Source organism: Lawsonibacter sp. LCP25S3_E2 (assembly GCF_052117285.1).
In the GTDB taxonomy this organism is placed as follows: Bacteria; Bacillota; Clostridia; order Oscillospirales; family Oscillospiraceae; genus Lawsonibacter.
The window spans coordinates 1-24,691 of the sequence record NZ_JBQKJL010000019.1; the positions used below are offsets into that span (position 1 = coordinate 1).

General features: G+C 48.5%; 22 protein-coding genes. 8 read left to right on the forward strand and 14 right to left on the reverse strand.

The features are described 5' to 3' along the window. The coding region (locus ACTQ3R_RS13575; RefSeq protein ID WP_441779789.1) for a hypothetical protein at positions 1-198 on the forward strand (198 nt) is incomplete at its 5' end. Between the two features lie 44 nt (positions 199-242). On the opposite strand, the gene ACTQ3R_RS13580 is transcribed toward ACTQ3R_RS13575, so the two are convergent. The 5 genes from ACTQ3R_RS13580 to ACTQ3R_RS13600 form a co-directional block, all read right to left on the reverse strand. Continuing rightward, positions 243-515, reverse strand: a complete 273-nt coding sequence (locus tag ACTQ3R_RS13580) for a helix-turn-helix domain-containing protein (RefSeq protein ID WP_441779788.1) — start codon at positions 513-515, stop codon at positions 243-245. 30 nt (positions 516-545) lie between these two features. Beyond that, positions 546-887: a type II toxin-antitoxin system RelE/ParE family toxin gene (locus ACTQ3R_RS13585; RefSeq protein ID WP_441779787.1), complete on the reverse strand. Its 342-nt coding sequence runs from the start codon at positions 885-887 to the stop codon at positions 546-548. 442 nt (positions 888-1,329) lie between these two features. After that, a complete protein-coding gene (locus ACTQ3R_RS13590) occupies positions 1,330-2,142 on the reverse strand; it encodes a hypothetical protein (protein ID WP_441779786.1) in 813 nt (270 codons plus the stop codon). Next, positions 2,135-2,722, reverse strand: coding sequence for a helix-turn-helix domain-containing protein (locus ACTQ3R_RS13595; protein ID WP_441779785.1), 588 nt, complete (start codon positions 2,720-2,722; stop codon positions 2,135-2,137). The genes ACTQ3R_RS13590 and ACTQ3R_RS13595 overlap by 8 nt, the downstream gene beginning before the upstream one ends. Positions 2,723-2,942: 220 nt before the next feature. Further along, positions 2,943-3,590 carry a hypothetical protein gene (locus ACTQ3R_RS13600; RefSeq protein WP_441779784.1) on the reverse strand — a complete coding sequence of 216 codons (648 nt, stop codon included), beginning with the start codon at positions 3,588-3,590 and terminating at the stop codon, positions 2,943-2,945. A 111-nt stretch (positions 3,591-3,701) separates the two neighbouring features. Here ACTQ3R_RS13600 and ACTQ3R_RS13605 point away from each other — a divergent pair, with 111 nt between their 5' ends. After that, positions 3,702-4,163 (forward strand): hypothetical protein, encoded by a 462-nt coding sequence (locus ACTQ3R_RS13605; protein WP_441779783.1) that lies wholly within the window; start codon positions 3,702-3,704, stop codon positions 4,161-4,163. 8 nt (positions 4,164-4,171) lie between these two features. On the opposite strand, the gene ACTQ3R_RS13610 is transcribed toward ACTQ3R_RS13605, so the two are convergent. Together ACTQ3R_RS13610 and ACTQ3R_RS13615 are read right to left on the reverse strand one after the other, a co-directional pair. After that, complete coding sequence (locus ACTQ3R_RS13610; RefSeq protein ID WP_441779782.1) at positions 4,172-5,218, reverse strand: Fic family protein; 1,047 nt, start codon at positions 5,216-5,218, stop codon at positions 4,172-4,174. 187 nt (positions 5,219-5,405) lie between these two features. Then, positions 5,406-5,609, reverse strand: coding sequence for an antitoxin VbhA family protein (locus ACTQ3R_RS13615; protein ID WP_441779781.1), 204 nt, complete (start codon positions 5,607-5,609; stop codon positions 5,406-5,408). A gap of 771 nt (positions 5,610-6,380) precedes the next feature. Between ACTQ3R_RS13615 and ACTQ3R_RS13620 the strand changes: the two genes are divergently transcribed. After that, on the forward strand, positions 6,381-7,652 hold the full coding sequence (locus ACTQ3R_RS13620) for an ATP-binding protein (RefSeq protein WP_441779780.1): 1,272 nt from the start codon (positions 6,381-6,383) through the stop codon (positions 7,650-7,652). A gap of 218 nt (positions 7,653-7,870) precedes the next feature. Here the strand turns inward: ACTQ3R_RS13620 and ACTQ3R_RS13625 are convergent, their stop codons facing one another. Beyond that, entirely contained in the window at positions 7,871-8,314 is a 444-nt protein-coding gene (locus tag ACTQ3R_RS13625; RefSeq protein ID WP_441779779.1) for a hypothetical protein, read from the reverse strand. Then, positions 8,298-8,768 (reverse strand): DUF3990 domain-containing protein, encoded by a 471-nt coding sequence (locus ACTQ3R_RS13630; protein ID WP_441779778.1) that lies wholly within the window; start codon positions 8,766-8,768, stop codon positions 8,298-8,300. Before ACTQ3R_RS13630 ends, ACTQ3R_RS13625 begins: the two co-directional genes overlap by 17 nt. A 420-nt stretch (positions 8,769-9,188) precedes the next feature. Between ACTQ3R_RS13630 and ACTQ3R_RS13635 the strand changes: the two genes are divergently transcribed. Next, positions 9,189-10,466 (forward strand): ATP-binding protein, encoded by a 1,278-nt coding sequence (locus ACTQ3R_RS13635; protein WP_441779777.1) that lies wholly within the window; start codon positions 9,189-9,191, stop codon positions 10,464-10,466. Between the two features lie 1,487 nt (positions 10,467-11,953). Here ACTQ3R_RS13635 and ACTQ3R_RS13640 read toward each other — a convergent pair. Together ACTQ3R_RS13640 and ACTQ3R_RS13645 are read right to left on the reverse strand one after the other, a co-directional pair. Beyond that, a complete protein-coding gene (locus ACTQ3R_RS13640; RefSeq protein ID WP_441779776.1) occupies positions 11,954-12,766 on the reverse strand; it encodes a hypothetical protein in 813 nt (270 codons plus the stop codon). After that, a complete protein-coding gene (locus ACTQ3R_RS13645; RefSeq protein ID WP_441779775.1) occupies positions 12,759-13,346 on the reverse strand; it encodes a helix-turn-helix domain-containing protein in 588 nt (195 codons plus the stop codon). Before ACTQ3R_RS13645 ends, ACTQ3R_RS13640 begins: the two co-directional genes overlap by 8 nt. Before the next feature lie 1,135 nt (positions 13,347-14,481). Between ACTQ3R_RS13645 and ACTQ3R_RS13650 the strand changes: the two genes are divergently transcribed. Next, positions 14,482-15,378, forward strand: a complete 897-nt coding sequence (locus tag ACTQ3R_RS13650) for a LysR family transcriptional regulator (protein WP_441779774.1) — start codon at positions 14,482-14,484, stop codon at positions 15,376-15,378. A gap of 109 nt (positions 15,379-15,487) precedes the next feature. On the opposite strand, the gene ACTQ3R_RS13655 is transcribed toward ACTQ3R_RS13650, so the two are convergent. Together ACTQ3R_RS13655 and ACTQ3R_RS13660 are read right to left on the reverse strand one after the other, a co-directional pair. Then, the gene (locus tag ACTQ3R_RS13655; RefSeq protein WP_441779773.1) at positions 15,488-16,948 is read right to left on the reverse strand and encodes an FAD-dependent oxidoreductase; all 1,461 of its coding nucleotides are present in this window, start codon (positions 16,946-16,948) and stop codon (positions 15,488-15,490) included. A gap of 54 nt (positions 16,949-17,002) precedes the next feature. Continuing rightward, positions 17,003-18,718: a UGSC family (seleno)protein gene (locus ACTQ3R_RS13660; protein WP_441779772.1), complete on the reverse strand. Its 1,716-nt coding sequence runs from the start codon at positions 18,716-18,718 to the stop codon at positions 17,003-17,005. A gap of 369 nt (positions 18,719-19,087) precedes the next feature. On the opposite strand from ACTQ3R_RS13660, the gene ACTQ3R_RS13665 reads away from it, so the two are divergent. The 3 genes from ACTQ3R_RS13665 (at position 19,088) to ACTQ3R_RS13675 (ending at position 23,612) form a co-directional block, all read left to right on the forward strand. Beyond that, positions 19,088-20,158 (forward strand): TAXI family TRAP transporter solute-binding subunit, encoded by a 1,071-nt coding sequence (locus tag ACTQ3R_RS13665; RefSeq protein ID WP_441779771.1) that lies wholly within the window; start codon positions 19,088-19,090, stop codon positions 20,156-20,158. A 65-nt stretch (positions 20,159-20,223) separates the two neighbouring features. Continuing rightward, a complete protein-coding gene (locus tag ACTQ3R_RS13670; protein WP_441779770.1) occupies positions 20,224-22,107 on the forward strand; it encodes a TRAP transporter permease in 1,884 nt (627 codons plus the stop codon). Positions 22,108-22,148: 41 nt separating this feature from the next. Then, positions 22,149-23,612, forward strand: coding sequence for an FAD-dependent oxidoreductase (locus tag ACTQ3R_RS13675; protein ID WP_441779769.1), 1,464 nt, complete (start codon positions 22,149-22,151; stop codon positions 23,610-23,612). Positions 23,613-23,670: 58 nt separating this feature from the next. Here ACTQ3R_RS13675 and ACTQ3R_RS13680 read toward each other — a convergent pair whose 3' ends face one another. Further along, a complete protein-coding gene (locus ACTQ3R_RS13680; protein ID WP_441779768.1) occupies positions 23,671-24,573 on the reverse strand; it encodes a LysR family transcriptional regulator in 903 nt (300 codons plus the stop codon). Positions 24,574-24,691: the final 118 nt, after the last annotated feature.

A 24,691-nucleotide genomic window follows, 5' to 3' on the forward strand; every position in this document is an offset into this window, starting at 1 on the left:
ATACATGAACATGAAGCACTTGGAGGCGGCTCTGTACGACGCCTCTATTGCCGGCTGACTTCATTCAGCCGGAGCCTGCAAATAATTTTGCGCATAAATCTTGACGGCACCAAGCGATGGTGTGCCGCTGTATGGACTGGTGTTGCCTTAAAACAGCCAAAACTGATGTTCTTTTTACCAGATACCAAGGTGAGGTGATTTGAACAAAGTCAAGGACGGAAGCTGTTCGCTTCCGTCCTTGATTACTCCAGAGATATTTTTAAATTTTTTCCCAAACTGTCTGCCATTTTTTGAAGAAAGGCAAGGGAGGGATTGTATGTCCCACTTTCAAATCGGGAGATGTTGGCCTGCGCCGTCCCCATTTTCTCTGCCAGTTGTTTTTGTGTCATACCGATGGCTCTGCGGCTCTCAATTTCGGCACGAATGATTTCATATTGAGGCGCAAGCGCATCGTATGCCTCCTCGACTTCGGGACGTTCGGCAAATACCTTTGCTTTATACTCTTTAAAGTCCATATAATGCGGCCTCCTTTTTGTTAGGTGTATTTATTGTGCCCGGCTTTGATAATCCTCCATCCGCTTTTTTGCAATCGCAATTTCTGACGGCGGTGTTTTCTGAGTCTTCTTCGTAAAACCGTGGAGCAGTATCAACTTATTCCCATCCCAAATAAAATAGAAGATACGATAGATATTGCTGGAAAACTTAGAGCGCAGTTCCCAAATCGGTCCATCAATATGTTTTGTATAAGGCTCATGTAAGTCGGGAGCATATTGTGCTAGAAGTTCAATATCCCGAATCACCTTTGCCAGGTCTTTATGGGGTAGGCTATCCAGAAAATCCTGCATTACCTCTTTGCCTGATTGTGTGCAATAAAGTTCAACCTCCATTGAATCACCACCTAACTAGACCTGAACAGAGTATATCATATAAGATATGCTCTGTCAATATCATATATGATATATCTTGGTGACGTTATAGAGCTTTAGATTAATTACCGAGTCTTTCAGTTGTGGGTGGCTGTGGCAGTCTGCGATGTATTTAACGGTCAGCCCATGTACACCATCACCGAAATTGACATGCGCTGGAATGGTGCAACAGACAGAATAGTACATACTATCAAGTTGTGGACGTTATATCCCGGCAGATCCACAAGACGATGTGAGGAGAACAGTACCCATCAAACCTGACGGCGGCTAGCTGGAATGTAGCAAGAGAGGATATCTCTACAACAACGAAAACCGATTCAACTATTAAAAGATTCCGCTGCGAGATTTAAATTTACTACAACTCCTATGCACTTGCTTTTCTCGATAATTTCGATATGACGATTCAGAAAAAATATACTTGATATTTGCGCATCTGTTCGTATACAGTCTGTTCAACTCTGGTGATCACCGCATTGGAATATAATTCTCTGACAGAATCTAATATTTTGGAAATATCCCGACGAACAAATGAGAATCGTAATTGTGTTCCATATAATTCTTCTGCGGCTTCCACCTGAGCATCAAAGTCCACATCAAAAGGCTTGGCATGAACGCGGCGGATGGAATCATAGATATTCTGATCCATAGGATAGTCATTCAAATCGGACAGCAAAGCCAGACCATGATCAAAAATTGGACAGAGACGAAATTTGCCTGTTTTTTCGTTTCGAATCACGGCCAGATTGTTTGTATGGCGATCTTCATTTAGAAAAAAAGAATCTAACTCCAATAAAAAGGTCAGGTAGCATCCAATCCCGGTCAGTCCGGTGATTCTCTCGATAAATTCTGTCGTATATCGAATTCGTTCCTGGGGAGTGCTGATTTTGCTAAGTGCTGCCGCCAAACCCTGGCCTTTATAGGCGCGATGCAGACGCTCGAAAGGCACTAACATTTCGTCTTTGGCGCGAAAATTTTTGCTGACACAGCCAGCAAGTTCTTTTCCCTTATGCTGAATCAATACTGGTTCATATTCTACAAATTCGGGCGCATTGGACTGCTTCAATAACTGGGATACCAACACCTCGGACAATGCTTCATAACCCATATGGTCCGCTTTATACCACTTACCTTTGAACTGCCATTTTGGCTGGTCTCCCTTCGATGTGTGGCCAAAAATTGCTTCTCGCTCAACGGCATCAAGGTTGATTTTATTCACATATTTCTCCTCCCGCTGGGTAATAGTGGAACTTCATCCACATATCGTCTTCCGCCGTTCTTCCCTTCATCTTTTCCGCGATCTGCAAGGGGTCATAGGATGTGAGCTGAAGATCCTTCAAGATTGCTTTTGCATCACCACGTGTGGAGGGAAAGCAGCGATCCTTCAAAAATAGTTCGAAGTCATCCCAAGTTGGATGTTCTACAATGCCAAATGCACGGTGGATAATGTCTTTTGTCTTATTTTGAACGATAACTCTTTGGTTCAGAAAGTCTACATCAATGACTGTACAAGGATGCTGGTGGTACATGTAGGTTATGCGTAGTGTATAGCCGTCGGCCGGTTTTTCGTTGAGATACTTCCCAATGATTTGACGGGAGGTTTTGAATCGCTCTGCGACATCGCTGACGGTCATTCCGTTTTCGATCAGGGTCCGAATTGTCTGAACGTCCTCTGCGGTAAATTTCTTCTTCCGTCCTGCTTTGCGAGAATTTTTCTGTTTATATGTTTGAGCAATTCTTGTTAATTCATTTACATTGTCCGTTCCAAACAGCTCCAAACATAAATTGCGATAATCCACGTCCTACACCTCCTTTGTATTGATTATATGCAATTATTTTAATTTAATATCATTATAACAAAAATAAAGTAATTGTCAACTGAACAGAAAATCTGTGAGGGAGCCTCTTAACGTTCGTTGTACAAAAGACGAGTATTTTTGCCCTGCTATAATAAAAAATATTAAATTTGGAAATATAACCAGAAATATCCAAAAATGCGACCCGTCACAGACAACATGGTCATGGTGGGAGGAGTTCTGCATTGGCATGCTGGATTTGAACAAACGCCGGGGATGGTAACAGTGCGCATTGCCCAAAATTTTCCTTACAACGGTACATATCCGGGAGGGCAAAAAAATCCTGCACAAATGGAGTTTGTGCAGGATTTGCAAGGGTTGTGGGGAAAAAGTACTGTCTCCGTGTTGTCAGCGGGGGTGCAATTTGTTGTGCAGTAGCACAAGAAGTGGGGGTGTACTGTGTGTCGCCAATTTCCGCAGCGCCCCCTCGGTGGAGCTGATACGGAGCGAAGGGCAGAGTTCCCGAATGTCCTGCTTCATGAACCGGCTGACCTTCTTCCATGGCAGCCCGGCGCACAGTCACCAAAGCCGGGAATTTGGTCTCCATCAGGGCAAAGCGGTCTTCAAAGTCCTTATAGAGGATCTTGTAAAGCTGCAGGATGTAGTTTTGCGGAATAGGGGTGGCGTCGAAGTTCTCGTGGATGAGGTTCAGCATATCCCGGTAACCTGCGATTTCCTGTTCATCCCGGTTCCCCGGCGTTGGTTTCTCCTCCATAAGCTGACGGATACGGGTGTTTGTCGTCACGATTCCCTCAATGGCATTAGTTGCCTCGGTACTCTGTACTTTTGCGAGCTCCACCAGTTTCTCCAATTCTGACAGCCGCTGCTTCAGGTACAGTTTTTGCTTTCCGGCTTTTTGTGGAGAACACCCCTCCGGTCTCTTTATTCGGTTTCATCACGGCCTGACATGTTGAAAAGCACCATGGCGGTATTTCGCATTGAGAAAACCCGCGACTATACGGTGATGTCCAACCACCACCTGCGCAACGCGGGGCTGTTGCTAAAATCCAAAGATCTTCTTTCCATGATACTGTTTTTGCCGGAGGACTGGAACTACATCACCAGAAGCCCATCCAAAATCTGCAAGGATAGCACAGTCAGCATCGGCTTTACCCTGAAGGCGCTGGAGCAGGTCAGGTACATAATCCGTAACCGTCTCTGGGACAGCAAGGGTAAGATCGAGGATGTGGAGTATGTCATCTACGAAACGCCCCGCTCCTCGGACACGGGCCAGCCGTTTGAGGACGAGCCGGATACAGCTTGTCCAGATACGGAAACCCCGGATATGGATGACCCATATCTGAAAAAAGGTGATGTAACTGTAGAAAACCTCTCAGTGTGCAGTTCCCCTATGCTTGATTTTTCTCAGATAACAACTCGATGATTGGTGAATCATTTCAATCTGTAATAGCAAATGTTCTTCCCAGCACCCTCCCGTTTCAGTTCGCCGGATGCCACTAATTTCCGCAGTGCTCCTTCGATGGAGCTGATGCTGAGCGAAGGGCAAAGCTCACGGATGTCCTGCTTCGTAAACCGACCGACCTTCTCCATGGTAGCCCGGCGCGCAGTCTCCAGGGCAGGGAGCTTGGTCTCCACCAGAGCAAAGCGATCTTCAAAATCCTTGTAGGCGGAAAGAATGGTCCCTAGCAGATACTTGATGAACGGAATCACATCTTCAGTACCTTCATGCCATCCGATCTGCGCCTGGCCCAGGGCATCGTAATAGAGATCCTTGTTTTTTACGATCTTGGCCTCCAGCGAGATATATTTGCCCACATAGAACCCGCTGCGGTAGAGCAGCAACGTGGTCAGCAAACGGCTCATTCTGCCGTTTCCATCATTGAATGGGTGAATGCAGAGAAAGTCGTGGATGAACACAGGAATGACGATCAGCGGCTCCACTTCCATGTTCCCAATGACCCGGTTGTATTCCTCGCAGATTCTGTCCAGGGCCTCTGGCGTTTCATAGGGAGCCAGTGGCGTAAACAAGGTCTCCACATGGCCGTCTAGATAGGTGGCGCTGATGTAGTTCTGCACGCTTTTGGTCCTGCCCGCCATGGGATTGTTCATGTGGCTGTAAAGGATCTTGTGGAGCTGCAGGATGTAGTTCTGGGTGATGGGGATGGCGTCGAAGTTCTCGTGAATGAGGTTCAGCACGTCCCGATAACCCGCGATCTCCTGTTCATCCCGGTTTCTCGGCGTCGTTTTCTCCTCCATAAGCTGTCGGATACGGGTGTTTGTGGTCACGATGCCCTCAATGGCATTGGATGCCTCGGTGCTCTGCACCTTCGCGATCTCTACCAGTTTCTCCAATTCCTCTGGCCGCTGTTTCAGGTACAGTTCCTGCTTTCCGGCTTCTTTATAGATCGCCGCAACCAGGCCCAAGATCTCCGAATCCCACTTCTGTTCCCGGATCGCAGAGTAGTTGAATGTACGCATATCCTTATCCTCCCTTCATTCCCTTAAATTTTACAATATAATAAGGAAAAGTTCAACTCTAGGAGAAAACTTTCCCTTATCAGTATATCAGTTTTAAGGGATACTATACGTCTGTAAGGGAAATCAATCCTGTTTCCGCCATAGGTCTGCGACTGTGGTGCTTTTCATCTCCCACAGTCTTTTGAACTTAATAATCGCTCCGGTTCTCCTCTGCCGCGATTTTCCAATGGAGGTCCAGCAACTCCTGCTTCATCTGATTTCCGGTCAATTCCCCTCGGACCCACTTCTCTGACAGGAACTTTGCATCCGCAGAAACCGGCACACCCTTGATCGCGTTGATCGCATCTGCGGTTTTGACGGCCGTAAGCATTTTATGGAAATCCTCTTTCATTTTTGTTTAGCTCCATATCGTAATAGCAGAACGGGACCGCCAGCGTACCGGCGGTCCCGTGTCTTTTCATCCAAGGATTTTCATTTGTAGTAAAATTGTTGTAACTGTAGTAAACCTGATTTCTCACAAACCCAGGTTTCATGCGGGTTTGCGGGCTGTCCGTCAGTCTATTGGCTTCATGGTGGGGAACACCCCTCCGGTCTCTTTATCCAGTTTCATCACGGCCTGACATGTTGAAAAAGCACCATTTTTGCGAGGCTTTTCTAACTTTTTGGATTCCATAGGATGTCCTCCTGTGCCGTCTGGTTCGGGGCAAAAGTTGTAAAAAAGTTGTAAAAAAGTTGTAGAAAGTTGTATTGGCACAAAATCGACTCAATATCGACTTCAAATTGGCACAACGAATGGTTGCATTGTTCGAAAAGAAGCCATTGTAAAATTGCCTCATTTGCAGTAAAGCCTGTATGAGCTCTGCGCAGGATTGTCTTGCAGATTCATACAGAAACAAGTATGGCATAAGCATCAAAGATGTTCAAGTCAACATTTTTTCGTTGACGCATTCAATTTCATTACCTTCATTAAAGTAGGTTGGCTTATCATCCGTTTCAAACAACGGCTCTGAAGAACCACGATTTATGCAAATCGAAAATGTCAATTTGGATTTGCATAAATCTTTTGACAGAAGTACTTTCTTATGCAATAATAAAATCGTACTTTAGATTTGCATAAAAATATCTTTGTTGCATAAACTAAGAATGATTGAGGAGGTGCACCATGTATTACGCAAGAACCATTGAGCCAACGATAAAGAAGATCAACGAAACTTTTCCGGTATTGATTGTAACAGGGCCTCGCCAGGTCGGCAAAACCACATTATTGACAAAACTGGCCGAAAAGAATCGCAAAATCGTTTCCTTGGATAATCCTACGATTCGTGCTTTTGCCAAAAATGATCCCGAACTATTCATTCAGCGGTATGCTCCTCCTGTTCTGATTGATGAGGTTCAATATGCTCCCGAGCTCTTTGACTATATTAAGGTATATGTAGACCGAGAAAAGCATTGCGGGGATTTTTGGCTTACAGGTTCTCAAACTTTCCGTATGATGAAACATGTTACTGAATCACTGGCTGGTCGTGCTGGTATCGTTCAAATGCTAGGCTTGAGCAACGACGAGATCAGAGGCGTCCATTTTCCGCCTTTCCGTGTTGATATTTCAGAGCTTACACAGCGAATGTCTCAAGTTTCCCCTATGACTTTATCCGAAATCTATGAGAGGATTTTCAGGGGTTCTATGCCTCGCCTTTATGAAAATCCCGATGTGGATCGAGTTCAATATTATGAATCTTACCTGGAGACATACATCAGTCGTGATATTAAAGATCTGTCACAGGTCGCAGACGAAACATCTTTTTTGAACTTTATGAGTGTGGTTGCTGCCAGAACCGCCACCAATGTTAATTACGAAACTCTCGCAAATGAAGTTGGGGTCTCTGCACCTACAGCAAAGCATTGGTTATCTATTCTGGTGTCGTCTGGTATTGTTGCACTCATTCAGCCCTATTCTAACAATGCGCTCAAGGCGCTCAAGCGCGTCATTAAAGCCCCCAGGATGTATTTTCTGGATACCGGTCTTTGTGCGCACCTGACCAAATGGAGCAGCGCCGAAACTTTGGAGGCTGGTGCAATGGGCGGAGAATTCTTTGAGACATGGGTTGTCTCCGAAATCTACAAAAGCTACTTGAATGCGGGTCAAAAGCCACCATTATACTTTTACCGCGACAGTAATAAGAAAGAGATCGATGTGATCATTTATCAGGATGGCACGGTAACTCCCGTTGAGATTAAGAAGAGCTCTGCACCTAAAAATGCCGTCAAAAATTTTTCTGTCCTTGATGCAATTGAGCAAGATCCTAGCGAAGAGGATGTTTTTTCCGGGGCCACTCATTTGAAAGTTAAGGTAGGGACAGGAGCCGTTGTTTGCATGCCGGTTGATTTGATTCCGGTCGATAAGAAAAACTGGTATGTTCCGGCTTGGCTGATATAAACTCTCTCTTCCGTTGCCTTTTCACAAAAAGCGGATTACAATAGATAAAATCTTGGTATCGGGATGTTGCTTATGCTGATTCAATTTAGTGTAGAGAATTTCCTACTAATACTTGAGTTAGCAGTACGGAAATCATACCGAAACGTAAGAAGCCGCCGATCTGCAACACTAAGTTTGCAGATCAACGGCTTCTTTTTAAAAGGGAAATTCTCGTTTGGTTAATCGTCTATGATCTCGCCGGCTTTCCAGCACTCCGCAAGATATTCCCGCGGCTGATAATAGAGGTCAGAATTGTAATTGCACAGCAATTCATCTATCCAAGAGGTATACACGCTCCACAGCGTATTCTCCTGGTTGTCGTCATCCACATCCTCAATAAGCCGTGAGTAAACTTTCCCCATATCCCACGCTGAGGGAACAGTATGTCGGCAGGCAGACACATTATCATAGTCGCCTCCACGCAGGCCGTACTCTCGGCTAACATCATCAGCCACTTTTTCCAATGGTTCACAGTGGAGAATATCCGCATTGTCCAGCAAGATTCGGATACGCTCTGCCCCAATTTGTCGGACAACATCTCCACGGTGAAGATGGAGATCGCGGCCTATCTGTTCAATGAGAGAACAAGTGAAAAACAAAGCACTGTTATTTGTGTGTCCCATCTGGCACATAACTCCTCTCAAAGTGCAAACGCGCCAAGGCACGCGGCGTATGAAGACTAATTTGATGGGTAGGACGTTTCAATTTGGCCAATGCCCAGAATGCTTCCCGAGTGATGACGCCACTCAAATAATCCTGCACATAGTTGAAAATCGTATCGTCAACCATGGGTCCCTCTACCACATCATAATCGTGAGGCTGCCCAGACCGACAGGAGGCTATAAAGTCCAGCCATTCCTCTGACATCTCAGGAAAACGCTTTACACGAAGGCCATCCAAGTCATCCAGCTGATAGACATTGATAATTCCTGGTTTCCCCAACCTAGTGGCCCAGCGAGCCGCTTGTTGCTCCAGTTTTGTGCAATAAAATCCCCAATGGAAATCTTTGTGGTATTTATGGCTGCGGATTTTAGGGAACTCCACAGTTTTTCTGCTTCCATGATAAACGGTGTTCAAAATCCATATCTCTTTTCTTGGACAATTTCTTATTTGTGTTATATTGTGTTATATTATATCAATGACAGAGAAGCGTTGCAATTTGCATTTTGTCACATAAGGTTGCAATAAAGCTCAACCTCCATTGAATCACCACCTAACTAGATCTAAACTAAGTATATCATATATGATATATCCGGGCGACAATATGAAGTTTTAATTTAATATATCGCTTTTGCCTCCTTACCTACTTATAGCATATGCAGAAATAACAACTTTTTCAAACGACTTTTTTAAATAAGTGTAAGCTTTTTTAAGTCACTCCGACACAAGCACTGTGTTAAAACAACCCGAATAGTTTTTTAAAATTTGACTGAATAGAGTTGTAAAATTTATCTGAATGGAATATAATAATTTCACTGAATCCTTGAGGTGAGTGCCATGGACAAACAAAACTACAAGCCCCGCATCATTGACCGGCAGATGGAGGAATACCTGTCTGCCTTTGGCGCCGTCTGCATCGAGGGGCCGAAATGGTGCGGCAAGACTTGGACATCCTCCTACCACAGCAAAAGCGAGATCTACATCGGCGATCCTGCCGGCAACTTCCAGAACCGGCAACTGGCGGAGCTGTCCCCCGCCCTGGTGCTGGAGGGGAAGACGCCTCGCCTTATCGACGAGTGGCAGGAGGTACCGCCCCTCTGGGACGCCGTGCGTTACAAGGTGGATCAAAGCGCCCAGAAGGGGCAGTTTATCCTCACCGGCTCCGCAACACCAAACCACAAGGGCATCCTCCACAGCGGCGCGGGCCGCATTGCCCGGCTGCGAATGCGGCCCATGTCCCTGTGGGAGTCCGGGGACTCCAGCGGCAAGGTGTCACTGGAGCAGTTGTGCCATGGGAAACTGACCCCCGCCATGACCGGCGAGGTGGATCTGAAGAAACTGATTGAACTGATTATCCGGGGCGGCTGGCCGGGGAGCCTGGGCCTGCCGCTGGAGCAGGCAGCGCTGCTCCCGGCTCAATACTTGGACGCCGTCACTGACGATGACGTGTACCGAATCGACGGGGTGAAGCGGGATACCCAGAAAATGCGTCTGCTGCTGCGCTCCCTGGCCCGAAACGAGAGCACCACTGTCACCAATAAAACGCTGATGAAGGACATCAAAGCGGTGGACGACGAGGACATTGACGCCAATACCGTGGCAGCTTACCTGGACATCTTCAAGCGGCTGTTCATCACAGACAATCAGCCGCCCTTCTCCTCCGGCATCCGCTCCTCTGTACGGGTGAAACAGGCGGAGAAACGGCACTTTGCCGACCCCTCTCTGGCCTGTGCGCTGTTAAAAGCTACTCCCGCCGGACTGCTGGGGGATCTGGAAACCCTGGGTTTCCTCTTTGAGGCTCTGTGCGAGCGGGACCTGCGCATCTATGCCGAGTCCTTCGGAGCGCATCTCTATCACTATCAGGACTATAAAAATCAGGAGATCAACGCCGTAATCGAATTGCCTGACGGCCAGTGGTGCGCCTTTGAGATCAAGCTGGGGGCCAACCAGATCGACGCCGCAGCAGCGAATCTGCTGGAGATCAAAAAGCAGATCGAGGCAGACCCAAAGGGCAAGCCTCCCGCTGTACTGTGCGTTCTGTGCGGGATGGCCAACGCGGCGTATCAGAGGCCGGATGGGGTGTTCGTAGTCCCAGTGACAGCGCTAATGGCATGAAGCTGTTCAAAATTTATATTGTCTTCCTACTCAGAAGAAGCAAAAGAGTGGTTGTGTGACGTGTTCTCTGGTTTAACCGTCCCGTGGACTGGTATAGAACAATTCCTGATCGAGAGCACTATGCTCACAGAATCACAGATCATCAAAAATGTATTGAAACCACTGATTGATGCCGGAAAAGTAAAAGAGTGCAATCTTCACGAAAAGGCAAATAGTGAATTGTCAAATTAAGTGCAACAGGAATTATGGGACTTTGAACTCAATTCCTGTTGCACTTAATTTGACAATTCACTTATACCATATTTCAGGCGGCAGTCATTGTTGATGTAGCTGTGCCGTCCAGTTTTTTAGTGATTCGGATTGTCTTGCCCGTTTACTCCTTAAAATAATCTAGCAGCAAGCGCTACACGGAGCGTTCCATTTGACGTATTAACAGTATCATCTTGGTTTGTTGGTTAGAATAACTCTACACGACCAAGCAGCAGGTCTATCAGATTGCAATGGAAAATTTCGTTCGGAAAGTTTGTAATAAAGTTACGACATTTACGTCGCAAGTACAAGGTACGTGTTGAATTCCATCCGGGATAATGTCGTTGACATACATTTCATGCTTCGGTTTTGCCATGCCGGGATATTCCTTATGGCATTCCCAAAGATCAAATAATAAGCCAAACGGCAATCAGCCACACCTCATCTTGTGACAGACGAAGGTGTGCGCTCCAAAAATCCGATCCGTCACAGGCAACATGGTCATGGTGGGAAGAATTCTGCTCTGGCATGCTCGATCTGCATGAACGAAGAGGCTGGTATTATCATTGGTTTCTCCCAGCATAATAGTAGGTTAATCGTCACAGAAATCCTCATTTTGACCGTAGTAGGTATCCATGATATTCTTATATTAGCAGTAGGTCATCCAAAGTCTTAGGGTAATCATGAGCAAGGAGTGGTCAGCAAATGAAGAAAGCGAGAATCCATTATCCGCTTGCAGAGCGTCACGCAGACACCCTCAAGTATATGAACAACCTTGACTGGGATCGGATACGCAAGTGCATAGATTATAAATTTTTACAATGATAATAGAATCAGAAAATTAAACCAAAAATTTCCTCTAAACGGTACATATCCGACAGGGCGAAAAAATCCTGCACAAATGGAATTTGTGCAGGATTTTCAAGGGTTGTGGGGGCGAAGAACTGTCTCCGTGTTGTCGGCGAGGGCGGAATTTGTTGTGCAGAGTACAACAAGTAGACAGACTTACTTTGTACCGACAAGACAGATTGATGGAAGAGACGGCGTGCCGCTGCATGGGCAGGTATTGACTTTAGTTCGTACTGGGACACACAGCGATTTATTTGATCGGTAAATAGATACGCTGCCGTATATAAAAGATGATCTAAGAGATTCTCAAGGAGAGATGGATGCGCCTGAATTGCGCTTTGAATCTTCCATCTCAATAGAGGGAATTGAAAAAATTTCGATAGGACGATTCAGAAAAAATATACTTGATATTTGCGCATCTGTTCGTATACAGTCTGTTCAACTCTGGTGATCACCGCATTGGAATATAATTCTCTGACAGAATCTAATATTTTGGAAATATCCCGACGAGCAAATGAGAATCGTAATTGTGTTCCATATAACTCTTCCGCGGCTTCCACTTGAGCATCAAAGTCCACATCAAAAGGCTTGGCGTGAACGCGGCGGATGGAGTCATAGATATTCTGATCCATAGGATAGTCATTCAAATCGGACAGCAAAGCCAGACCATGATCAAAAATTGGACAGAGACGAAATTTACCTGTTTTTTCGTTTCGAATCACGGCCAGATTGTTTGTATGGCGATCTTCGTTTAGAAAAAAGGAATCCAACTCCAATAAAAAAGTCAGGTAGCATCCTACCCCGGTCAGTCCGGTTATTCTCTCGATAAATTCTGTCGTATATCGAATTCGTTCCTGAGGAGTGCTGATTTTGCTAAGTGCTGCCGCCAAACCCTGGCCTTTATAGGCGCGATGCAGACGCTCGAAAGGCACTAACATTTCGTCTTTGGCGCGAAAATTTTTGCTGACACAGCCAGCAAGTTCTTTTCCCTTATGCTGAATCAATACTGGTTCATATTCTACAAATTCGGGCGCATTGGACTGCTTCAATAACTTGGATACCAACACCTCGGACAATGCTTCATAACCCATATGGTCAGCTTTATACCACTTACCTTTGAACTGCCATTTTGGCTGGTCTCCCTTCGATGTGTGGCCTAGAATTGGTTCTCGTTCAACGGCATCAAGGTTGATTTTATTCACATATTTCTCCTCCCGCTGGGTAATAGTGGAACTTCATCCACATATCGTCTTCCGCCGTTCTTCCCTTCGTCTTTTCCGCGATCTGCAAGGGGTCATAGGATGTGAGCTGAAGATCCTTCAAGATTGCTTTTGCATCACCCCGTGTGGAGGGAAAGCAGCGATCCTTCAAAAATAGTTCGAAGTCATCCCAAGTTGGATGTTCCACAACGCCAAATGCACGGTGGAGAATGTCTTTTGTCTTATTTTGAACGATAACTCTTTGGTTCAGAAAGTCTACATCAATGACTGTACAAGGATGCTGGTGGTACATGTAGGTTATGCGTAGTGTATAGCCGTCGGCCGGTTTTTCGTTGAGATACTTCCCAATGATTTGCCGAGAGGTTTTGAATCGCTCTGCGACATCGTTGACGGTCATTCCGTTTTCAATCAGGATCCGAATTGTCTTAACATCCTCTGTGGTAAATTTCTTCTTCCTTCCTGCTTTGCGAGGATTTTTCAGCTTATATGTTTGAGCAATTCTTGTTAATTCATTTACATCGTCCGTTCCAAACAACTCCAAACATAAGTTGTGATAATCCACGTCCTACACCTCCTTTGTGTTAATTATATGTAATTATTTTAATTTAATACCATTATAACAAAAATAATGTGATTGTCAACTGAACAGAAAATCTGTGAGGGATCCTCTTAATGTTCGTTGTACAAAAGACGAGTATTTTTGCCCTACTATTGAAAAATATTAAATTTGGAAATATGACCAGACATCTCCAAACATGCGACCCGTCACAGACAACATGGTCATGGTTAGAGGAATTCTGTTTTGGCATGCTCGATTTGAACAATAGGAAGGGTTGGTAGTGGTACACAGTGACCAAAAATTTCCTGCCAACGGTACATATCCGAGAGGGTCAAAAAATCCTGCACAAATGGAATTTGTGCAGGATTCAGGCTGTCGAAAAAGTCCAGCATAGGCTGGGCTTTTTCGACAGCCTGCGGTCAGCAACACACTTGGGTTGCTGACCGGGAAAACTTTATATTTTTTACTGTCCTCTTGACGGGTAGCGGTTCAATGCGCACTGAGATGGCGGCCTTTTTATCCGCCCGGAGATTTGACGGTTACTCATTGTTCATCGCAGAACGTTGCTGTCATATCCATTCCCACTGGTATCAAAGTCGTGCGAGGTATGGGCGCGCCCATGTGTAGGGGAACATGGGAGAAGGTTGAGCGGAAACAACCTTAGGGCTCAAAGAAATGTGATAAAAAGCTGCTGCCAAAGGGAAAGGGATTGAGGGCAGTGGGGGAACCCAAAGATCAAGTGCTCCAGAGCGTGTGTCAATATGGATCAAACAGTGTGGCGTTGCTGTGGGCCGCTTATTTGAGCTGTCTACCTTTATCACGTTTATCTCGCAATGTATTTACCTGGGGTAGGATTTTGCCCGGCCGATTTTAACATAAACATAATAGTATTACAGATGGAAACATGAATGAGAAGTATAGTATCCATTTAAACTTAGATATATGTGCGAGATATATTGCATTTTTAGGGAATTAGAATTGGAAACGGCCGGATTAAAAAACCATTTGAAAAGAATATTGAACAAAAAGCTGGGACTGTGATATAATATTGGTAAATTTTGATAATACACTAGCAAATCGCGCTGCGAAACATGACAACATATGACGGAGGAATTATATATAGGGCGGGAGAATAAACATGACGCTTCAACAACTTGAATTTTCCATTGCAGTTGCAGAGCAGCGGCATTTCACCAATGCTGCCAATGAGCTGTATGTGTCCCAGTCCACCTTATCAAAACAGATCATTGCGTTAGAGAAAGAACTGGGAATTCAACTTTTTGTAAGAAACCATCGGAATGTATATTTGACCTGCGCAGGGGAGGAAATTTTGGAATACATCCGCCGTATTGTGGATGAATACGTAGAGTTGCAGCGTCAGTTATCTGATTCAAAGTGCGTGTCCGTGGATCAGATTCAATTTGGAGCAGTTCCTATTTTGAACCACTATGGGATTACCGAACAGCTGATTCAATTTTGTAAGGATAATCCAGATATTTCGCTGAAGATTTCTGAGACTGTAACGGCCGATATCTTTGATATGTTGGACTGCAAAAAAATTGACATTGGCTTAATCAGGACAGCATACCTTAAGGACAACTGCTATGATGTGCTGCCTCTGCTGAAGGATGAGCAGATGGTCTTGGTAAGTGAAGATCATCCGCTGTCAGACCGGCGAGTTGTCGACCTGACCCAGCTGGCGGAGGATCGGTTTATGCTGATGGACACAGATCCATACTATACCCGCTTTTATCGCAAACTGCTGCGGGATGCGGGCATTCAGCCGAAAATTGAATATACCGGAATGCGTGTCGAGACAATTAAGAGGTGCGTAAAAAACAATACCTGCGTTTCCTTGATGATGGGAAAGGTCGCGGATTATCCCCATATGCCAGGTACAGTATCCTTGAGGATCAAAGGATATCCGTCGCTATATCTGGCGTTAGTGGTCAAGAAAGACAGAATGCTTTCACTTGGAGGGGAAAAGCTGAAAAGCTATCTGTTGCAGACAGTAGGCGGACAGCAGCAGAAGTGATGCATGGCCCCGGATACGCAGATATAACAGAGGGGTATGGAACCAAAGATTCCATACCCCTCTGTTCATTTTAGCCAGAGTGGTTTTCGTGTATTTCTGCCGGTACGGCTTAGCGTTCAGGGCACTCGAACAGGACAGCCCCCTGCTCCAAGAGCATTTGCTGAAGCTGGGAAACGTCCTTCTCCAGCTCTCTGGGAGTAATACCCTTCTGGATACAAAGGCCGGCGGCAGTACCGGCGGCCTGACCGGTCACCATGGTCTGATGCAGGTAGCGCAGATAAGCGGGACGGTCGGTGGACACGCACTTTCCGGCAGCAAGCAGATTGTCGATCTTCTTGGGGACCAAGCAGCGGTAGGGGATATCATAGGAGCCGCCATCCTTTGGCCAGGACATACGGGGATCGTCGATATTGACGTTCAAAGTATTGACGTTTGTCACGTGATACCCACCGGCCTTGAAGGAACTCTTTCCGATGGTATCGGGGAACTGGCGGCACTCAGACACATCTTCGCGGCAAAGCACATAATCACCCACAATACGGGGACCTTCCCGCAGACGCAGTTCGGTGCACACCTTGGTGATATAGGCGTTCTTGAAGCCGGGAACATAGTTCTTAAAGAAGCGCCAGGCGATCAGATTCTGCTTGCGGCACTCAACCATACAGCGGGTCAGATCCCAGGCATCGGTGGGCAGAGAGTGGTCCCACTGAGAAGAGTGCTGGAAGTGGGCCTGGATGTGGCCGCCTTCTCTGGGAATCAGGAAGAAGCCAACACCAGAGTAAGGATGCCAGTCGCCATTTTTCATAGCCATATCCCGCAGCTCATAGAAGCCCATCAGCTCTCCGATCTCAGTGATGTCATGGCACTTACGGTACATATCCATGACCCCTTCGTGAGTGCCGTCAGTATAGGGATTGAGAAGCTGCTTGAAGGCAAACTGCTCAGGATGCTCCCGTACATAGGTCAATAGCACATCCCAGTCCACGCCGTCAACGGTGAATGCCAAGGTATGGGGCTGGATCTCATCTCGGTTGACACAGGCCATCTCACAGCCGGCCTGGGTGGACACATAGCCCTCACCGGTGCAGTCAATGACGATCTTGCCCTTGATCTCGTTGCGGCCATTGGCGTTTTCTACCACAATGCCCGTGACGGTATCGCCGTCCTTGGTGACACCCACCACCAGGGTGTCCAGCAGCAGCTGCACGCCTTCTTCGTCCATCATCTCGAACATCAGCATGGTCCACCACTCAGGGTCCACATAAGAGAAGGTAAATCCGGCTTTTTCACGGACGGGATACCGCTGGTGGGGCATGGCGTGCCCCATCTCTAACAGACGGTGATGAGTCTCTTCCACAATGCCGCCCACATCCCGTTTCCCTTGCGGGTTAAACAGACGGGCGTAGGCAAATCCCGGAGGGCCGGACAGATTCATCTGTCCGCCCATGGTACCAGTCCGTTCCACCAGCAGAGTTTTGACGCCAGTTCTTGCCGAGGCGATTGCCGCAGCTACACCGGAGGTTCCGCCTCCACATACGATTACATCGTATTGAACATCATATCCGCTCAAATGAAAGACCTCCTTTTCGCGGCTTGTTGCAACGGATTATTTGATCACACCAAATTATTTGCGCTTAAAGTCCTCGATGCTCTTGGCGACGGTTCCGTCGGGAAGCGTGAGCGCCTCCACACAGCCCTCGCTGTGCAGTGCCCAAGGCAGAATCACACCGGAGTGGCCGCCGCGACCGCCGATGGTGACCACTTCCACATCCTTGGGGGAACGGGTAACAGGCAGGGGGTGACGGTTGGCCCACTCCTTGGGCCGGACGGGCATCAGGCCACGGCCATTGACCATGGGAGTCTGGTGGTAGACATACTGATGGATGTGCTCCTGAATCATCTCCTTGGTATAGCCCGCCTTCTTCAGCATCATGGCATGGTCAGGAGTCAGACAGACGATCAGGGGGCCGGGCATATAGGCGTTGTTGGAGCCCAGCGTAGTGCAGCAGGCGGTAATGGTGTCCAGCAGGTCATAGCCGTTCAGGCTCAAGAAGTCGATGATGTCATGGATGGGTTCCGCTTTCAGCAGGTAAACAGTGGTGGTTTCGGAATTGAAGCGATCCTCGTTGATCATGTTCCACTGGGCCAGGGAAGGTTCTTCAGCAAAGCAGTAAGTAAACTCCGCCTGGGAAGCGATACAGTCAAGGTCACATACACCGGGAACCGAGCGCAGCACATTCATGATAACCAGGTTGATGGCGCGGCCGATGGTGGCGTTGGCAGGCCAGCCGGGGCCCTGGCAGCCCTGTTTGCCGGAGATGCCGATCTCCTGAGCGATGGGGCCGGAAACGATACACAGGTTACCACCGGGGTGAGAGGTGGTGACAGACTGGTTGAAATTATAGAGGGGGCTGTTGAGTGCCTTAAAGGCGGAAACCAGAACGGGCATCGCCTGGGGAGTACAGCCGGCCATAATGGCGGCAATGGCCACATCCTTTACAGTGATCTCACGTCCGCTGGGACCGGAGGGATCTACCAACTTCATGGACTCGTCCCAGGGGCAATACTCCATCATGGCCTCGTAGCGGCGTTTGGTGGGAGGAATGATGGGCAGGCCGTCAGAGATGTGCATCTCATTGAAGTAGCGGTTGATCTCTTCCATGTAGGCGCCGGGCTCTTTCGACTTCTCCTCGTCGTATTCAGGAACGAAGGGCAGAAGCCCATCCTTGGCGGGAGCCACTTTGTCCATCTTAAAGTCGATATGCGCCAACTTGGCGAGTTCCTCACCGTTGCTGGTCAGGGACTTGAGAATATAATCCCACTTCAGATCCACCTGGGCGGCGACTTCTTCTACGGTGCTTGCCTGGTAGATATCCACGGAGCACAGACACAGGTTTCCGGCACGGTAAACGCCCACACCTTCGGTGATGGCGGTTCCCGGAGGTGCGGTCATATATACAGCGGGAATCCCGATTTTTTCCAAAGCAATGGTCAGAACAGTGGTGGAGGAGGAAGTGCCCATATCACCAAATGCGACGATGGCCGCTACCGGCTTCTCTTCTGCCAGCATCTTGGCATACTCCATCAGCTTATCTGCGTTTTTGCCACGAACGGTCTCGGTGTACTCTACCCACTTGGTATCGTCGCAGCCGATCTCGCGCAGGCGTTCTTTGATGCGGTCAAAAACGGTGTAGTAGTTGCAGAAGCCCAGCTTAGTGTTGTTGTAAAAGAGAATCTTTCCGTTCTTTAACTCATCAAGCGAGGGACGCTTGGCGAGCTGAATGATCTCTCTTTCCTGATAACCGCGGGGATCCAGCAGCGCATGAAGTTGATTGCTCATGAGTGATTCTCCTTTTCCAAACTTATTTATGTCCGGCAGACAGCAGCGGCGCGGTGCTTGCTTCAGTGACATCATTCTAAGGGGAATCAAGGAAAGGAATCAATTCCGTTTGCCGGGGATAATCATTCTGGAATGGAATAAAAGGAGAGAAAAGATCCTAAAATTTACCCTGAAGGGAGGTAATATTCCAGTTGAGAATAAAAGGGAGGGGGAAATCGAATTGTGTTAGGAATATGAGAATGATATAGTTACTTTGCCGTAGAAAAGCAGTCCGGCCCTTAAGCACGGCGCGGTGCTTCGATTCAGGGAATTAGGACAGCCTATCTACCTACTATTTATTCTATTAACCGTGTAAAAGGAGGGTCAATTATGAATCGAAAAGTCATCGCTCTTGCTGTTGCCAGTGCATTGGCGGTTTTGTGCCTCAGCGGTTGTAATTCTGGGAGTGAAGCTGGCCAAAGCAATGCCTCCGCCGATGCTCCCGCAGGAGTTTCCAGTGTTAACATTGGCACCCAGGCGGTAGGTACTTCCTACTATGCCATGGGCACCGGAATTGCCAAAATCATAACTGAGAACACTCCCATCCAGGCGACCATCCTCCCTTACGCCGGGCCGGATGCCTGGATGCCCGAATGGCGGGACGGTACCATTACCTTAGAAGTTATTTCCGCCATGGATATGTACTGGGCCTACACCGGTACGGTGAACTACACCGAGCCCTATGAAGATACCCGACTGCTGCTAAGCGGCAACTGGTCGGAGCACTGCACTATGACAGTGTTGGAGAGTTCCGGAATTACCTCCGTTAAGGACCTGGCCGGAAAACGGGTGGGCTATGAGTACGGCGGCAACAAGCTGACCGTAAATCTGATTGACGCCGCTCTTGAGGCGGTGGGACTGACCATTGATGACTGCGTGGCCGTTCCCCTTGCCGACCTGTCCAGTGCCCAGCGTGCTCTGCAGGAGCGCCGGGTAGATGCCATCTTTGCCGGCTCCAGCACGACCCCCTCCTCCGTACAGTTGGATGAATCCATCGGGATTCGGGTGCTTCCCTTCGGTGATTTGAAGCCCGAGGATATTGCCGATGGCGTTCCCGAAGATTTGCAGGCCATTCTGGATAAGTATGTGCCGGGTGCCACGGCAAAAGTAAGCCCGGCGGCAGGTATCCTGGATGAAGACACAGTATTGATTACCTATCCGATCCAGATGGGTGTTTCTACTCAGTTGAATGAGGACGATGTTTACACCATCATGAAAGCGATCTATGAGAACTATGAGGAGCTGGCCGACGTGCACGCCTGGGGCCAGCAGTGGACTCCTGAAAACTTTGTGGCTGAGGACTTTATGGTGCCCTATCACGACGGAGCAGTGAAGTTCTATAAGGAAGTTGGCCTTTGGACGGATGAGGCGGAAGCCACCCAGAACGCTTTGCTCTCATAATAGGGCAGAGACTGGTAAGCACCTCGACTGGCCGGAGCTTTGATTGAGAGGTGAATTTTTTCATAATGATTAACAAGCTGTTTGAGCGGATTCGGTATGTTTCCTATCCGATTATGGCTGTGATCGGCCTGCTCATTATTATTGACGTCCCCGCATATTTTCGTATTTCCATTTATACTGAGCAGTATCTGGGCATTTATCTGGCCATGATACTTTTCGGCACCTTTATTTCTAACCCCTGGAAAAAAGGAGCGAACTACAACGTGGTGGATGTTGTGTTCGCGGTACTGTCTGTGGGGGCCGGTCTGTATATCACGGTTGCCTACCCGGATATCGCACTGAATATGGGAGTCGTTACCCCGGAGCGCACGGTCTTCGGCGTGATTGCCATTCTGCTCATCCTGGAGGGACTGCGGCGCTCCATGGGAATTTCTCTGACCATTGTGTGTACAGTATTCTTGCTGTATACCAAGTTTGGAGAGTATTTACCCGGAATCCTCCACTGCCGGGCCTTTACCATTCCCAAAATGGTCAGCTATATCTATGTGGACCCCAACAGCCTGATGTATATGCTGAGCTTCGGTGCCACGGTGGGTGTAGCGTTTATCTTCTTTGGACAAGTACTGCTTCACTACGGCGGCGGCAGATCCTTCATCGATTTTGCGCTTCTGTTTTGCGGCAAGTCTCAGGGCGGCAGTGCCAAAACTGCCGTGGTGGCCTCCAGTCTGGTGGGAACCATTACTGGCGCGCCCATGTCCAATGTTCTGCTGACCGGCAGCGTGACGATCCCTATGATGAAGGAAGCCGGTTATCCTCCCCATACCGCAGGTGCGGTGGAAGCGGTGGCTTCTTCCGGCGGACAGATTATGCCGCCGGTTATGGGAATCGCAGCCTTCATTATCGCTGAGACTCTGGGTGTACCGTACAGCTCTGTGGCATTGGCGGCATTGATTCCGGCACTTCTGTTTTATATGGCGACCTTTGTGCAGGTGCATATGGATGCCGGTAAGCTGAAGCTAAAGAAGATCCCGGTGGAACAACTCCCCAAGCCGAAGGATGCCTGGACGCGGGGCTGGTTTATTATCCCTCCCATTGTGGTTTTGCTGGTATGTATGTTTACCCTGGCGCTTCCCGCCTCCATTTCCGCTATCATTGCCGGCGCTGTGGCGCTGCCCTGCTTGGCCATGAAGCCGGAAAACCGCAAGAATTTTGTGGGACAGTTTGTGGGAGCCCTGCGTGAATGCGGTGAGCTGATGATCGGTATTGGCATTGTGATGGCCATGGCTGGCATCGTGGTGGGCTGTATCAATGCCTCTGGCTTGGCGTTCAGCCTGAGCTTGGCACTGACGCAATTGGGTAACGGCAATGTGCTGCTGCTGCTGGTTTGTGCCGCAGTTGCTTCTCTGATCCTGGGCATGGGCATGCCCTCGGTGGCCGCGTATTCCCTGGTGGCAATCCTGGTGGCGCCCTCCCTGATCGAGTTTGGAATTCCTGCTATGGCGGCTCACCTGTTCGTGTTCTATTTCTCGGTTATTTCCAACATCACTCCCCCCGTGGCAGTGTCCTGTTTTGCTGCGGCACCCTTGGCGGGAGCAAATCCCACAAAGGTTGGTACTACGGCGTTCCGATTGGCTATCGCGGCGTATATTGTCCCCTTTGTATTCTGTTTCGAGCCTACCCTGATCATGATTGGAACTCCCGTCATGATCCTGGTCAACTTCCTGTTGTGTACCTACGCAATTTTTGCCGTGTGTATTGCTCTTTCCGGCTACTGGCAGGATGTTGTGTCGATGCCCCGCAGATTGCTGCTGTGCGTCGTAGCGGGCGTGATCCTTTGGCCGACCACGCTGGTTATCAATCTGGCGGGTGTCGTTGCGCTGACTGTGCTGCTGCTTCCTGATATGAAGCGCTCACTCCATAAAATGACCCATAAAGAGGCCGTAGATTAGACGGAACTGTTTCATTTTGATGAATAAGGAGGAATTAAGCCATGAGTTACAGTACCATTTACGATGTGATTGTCTGCGGTGCAGGTACGTCCGGTGTTTCTGCCGCCATTGCCGCCGCTCGGGCGGGTGCCAAGACTCTGCTGGTGGAGCGGACTGGTACCATGGGCGGACAGATGAGCCTGTCTGGCCCTCCGGGATTTGCGTACGCCCGTCTGTTTAACCCCCAGGGCAAGCGGGACATCGGCGGCATTGTGGAGGAGACATACCAGAGACTGTTCAAATCTGGTCATGCGCTGCCTCACCTCCGTTATCCTATCCGCGAAAAAGCCGGATATTCCTTCTCCTATGTGGATCCTGAATGGTGGACCATGCTGATGTTCGAGATGATGGACGAAGAGGGCGTGCAGCTGCTGCTGGATACCCTGGTGGTGGGTGTTACCAAGGATGGGGACACCGTCAACGGTATCGTGGTGGAGAACGCCAATGGCCGTAACGAGATCAAGGGCAAGATCGTCATTGACTGCACCGGCGAGGGCTATGTGTCCGCCCATGCGGGCTGTGAGATGGCTTGTGTCAGCCGGGATGAGATCCAGCCCCATACCCTGGCATTCACCGTTGACGGCGTGGACTGGGATGTACTGCTGACCTATATCCGGGAGCATCCCGAGCAGTTCTCGTTCCGCCAGCTGATTTTCCCCTATGAGAACGCCAATACCCAGGAAGATGTCATGAATATGTACCGCAAGTGCCATGATATCACCGAGCTGGGCGAGCTGATGGGCTTCTATGAGCTGCGGGACATGGCGCTCAAGAACGGTGACTGGCACCCCTACTCTGGCGCGGGATTCTTCCTGACGCCTAAGGAGGGCGGCCATATCCAGGCGCACTTCCAGCACTCCTCCCAGGTTGACCACGCACTGCCCACCGACGCTTGGGATCTGACCCGGTGCATGGTAGAGTGCCGCAAGCAGAACATGATTGCCTGGCGCTTCTTCAAAAACTACGTGCCTGGCTTTAAGAATGCCTATATCACCAAGGTCTGCACCGAGCTCCGCTTGCGGGAAGGTCCCCGTATCGTAGGTGACTATGTCCTTACCCGTGACGATGTGGAGGCTTGCCGCCAGTTCCCTGACACCATCGGCAAGACCTCCTTCAAGGCCGGTGCCTACCATGTGTCCTCCATGGATACCCTGAATGCCTGCGTTACTTATAAGACAGACATCGCCTTCCCCAAGGACGGCGGATCCTACGACATCCCCTACCGCTGTCTGGTCCCCAAGAAGATCGACAATCTGCTGGCTGCCGGAAAGTGCGTGTCCACCGACCGTCCCGCTTACCTGCGTTACCTGCACCAGACTATGGTGACCGGTCAGGCCGCCGGTACCGCCGCTGGCTTGTGTATTCAGAAAGGAATTACCCCCAGAGAGCTGGAGAAAGACGTCTCCCAGCTTCAGCAAATGCTTCTGGATCAGGGTGCCATTCTGTTTGAGTGCCCGGAGCGTTAAACAACGCAATAATAAAATCAGGCCGCTTTTCCGTTTTGTGAAAAGCGGCCTGATCTTTTTAGCTAAATCTGCTGCGTCCTTGAAACGCCTTGCGGAGATACTGGACTAGGCACTGGCAACTTCCTGAGGCACCGTGCTTGGGTAAAATGATGCACAAGGTCAGCGTCAGCGGATGTGAGAGCGGAAAAATCGGGACCTGAGGTGCGAAGACTTTTTCCGCCACCTGTTTCATCATGATAGAGACACAGTTCTTTTTCAAAATGAACTGAACCAGAGAATCCATTTTTATATTCAACAGATGTACATTATCCTGATGTAGGTCGGAATGCAGGATTTGAAGGTGATAAGCCGCCACATTAGGATCGGAATTTTGAAGGACAATGTATTTGTTCTTTAGCTGAGCAATAGAAATTTCGTGGGTTCCGGGAGGAAAGAGAGCCGGACTGGCGATCAGAACCTGCTCATCATCAATGAGAGGGATTAGGTTCAGCCGTTCGGATTCACGCTCCATGGGTAATTGAAACCAGCCGATTCCAATATCCAAAGAGTGGTCGTACATTCCGCTCAGAACATTGTTGGTTTCTGTTTCCCAAATATCAATGGAATAGGAGGGATATGCCCCTTCAAAGCTAATCAGTGCTTCTGTAATGCCGTATGTATTTAGAATGGATACTCCACCCAGCGTAATGGTTTCCTGCTTAGCACGCTGGCGGGCGGCACAGTGAAGAATTTCGCGGTAGTCCTTAGCCATCTGGAGTGCGTGAGGCAGCAGAACTTCTCCGTGGGGGGTAAGCTTCATGTGGTGTGCGTTGCGGACAATGAGCTTAGAACCCATTTCCTTTTCCAAAGCTATCATCTGCTTGGAAAGGACAGACTGGGAGACACCTAACTCCTTGGCGGCGGCAGTAAAGCTTTTGTTCTTGTATATTGTTATGAAGAAAATGATCTGCTGTAAAGTCAAAACAATACCTCCCGTGTGATAGGCTTAGGCGTGCCGAGGTTGAAGCAACGGTATATTCTGGAGCGGTAAATATGGAATTTATTTCTGACGGTACGGTAGAAAGGAAGTGAGTTGTGTG